General features: G+C 74.5%; 3 protein-coding genes. All 3 read left to right on the forward strand.

Annotated features, from left to right (window positions below):
* Positions 1 to 451: OB-fold nucleic acid binding domain-containing protein (locus AB0I76_RS30525; protein WP_357042783.1), on the forward strand; the 451-nt coding region annotated here is incomplete at its 5' end.
* Positions 452 to 551: 100 nt separating this feature from the next.
* A complete protein-coding gene (locus tag AB0I76_RS30530) occupies positions 552 to 728 on the forward strand; it encodes a hypothetical protein (protein WP_357042787.1) in 177 nt (58 codons plus the stop codon).
* 37 nt (positions 729 to 765) lie between these two features.
* The coding region (locus AB0I76_RS30535; protein WP_357042790.1) for a methyltransferase domain-containing protein at positions 766 to 1,099 on the forward strand (334 nt) is incomplete at its 3' end.

The following is a 1,099-nucleotide window of genomic DNA, read 5'->3' on the forward strand; positions in this document are numbered from 1 at the left end:
GGCGCAGTGCCTGCCGCGGCCACCGGTAGCCAAGACCGGCGAGCAGCTCGCGCACCCGGTCGCCCACACGTCGGCGACCGGGTTGTCGCCGGAGAGCCACCCGGCCCGGTTCATCCGGCCGCAGCTGGATGCCCTGGGCGCGGTCCCGATCGCCCGGCTCGGCCGGGTGGAGCCGGGCCGGCGGATCCAGGTCGGAGGGATCGTCACGCACCGGCAGCGCCCGGCGACCGCCGGTGGCGTCACCTTCCTGAACCTGGAGGACGAGACCGGGATGCTCAACGTCACCTGCTCACCGGGCCTGTGGCAGCGGTACCGGCGGGTGGCCCGCACCAGCGCCGCGCTGGTGGTGCGGGGCCTGTTGCAGCGCCACGAGGGAGTGATCAATCTCACCGCCGACCGGCTGGAGGCGATCGAGCCGCCGGTCAGCCCCGCCTCGCGCGACTTCCGGTGAGAGCCGGAGTGATCCACATTACGGTTTTCCGTCCCGCCCAGCGGGAGACTTGCAGCCCGCACGGGCAGAGTCGCCCGCGCGCACGAGGGGGAACGAACCGATGACCGGTAATCACGCGTACCGCGGCGGGGTGGCCAACTCCCGCCGGACCCGACTCGGCGCCGGCTGGGTGCCGGGCCACCACACCGAGCCTCGGGAGTACGAGGTCACCGAGGGCCCGGTCGCCAACGCCCTGCGCTCCCGCGCCGAGGAGAACGGCGCCGAGGGCGAGGCCTGACCGCCCGGCGGGCGGGTCACCGGCGGGTCTGGACCAGGTGACTAGGCTCGTCGGGGTGGAGCAGACCCGAGGCCGCCTCGCCGGGCCGCCGCTGACCCCCCGTACCGCCGTGATCTGGTCGGTGCTGCGCGCCGAACTGGACCGCCGTGGGGACACCCCGTTGACCGTGCTCGACGTGGGTGGCGGCACCGGCGGCTTCGCCGTACCGCTGGCCCACGCCGGGCACCGCGTCACCGTGGTCGACGCCAGTCCCGACGCGCTCGCCGCACTGACCCGACGGGCCGCCGAGGCCGGGCGCCCTCGGCAGACGGCTTCGACGGGGACGGAGACGACCTGTGACCTGCGACGCAGCACTTCTCCCGAAAAGGGAC

The organism is Micromonospora sp. NPDC049799 (genome assembly GCF_040656655.1).
Taxonomy (GTDB): Bacteria; Actinomycetota; Actinomycetes; order Mycobacteriales; family Micromonosporaceae; genus Micromonospora.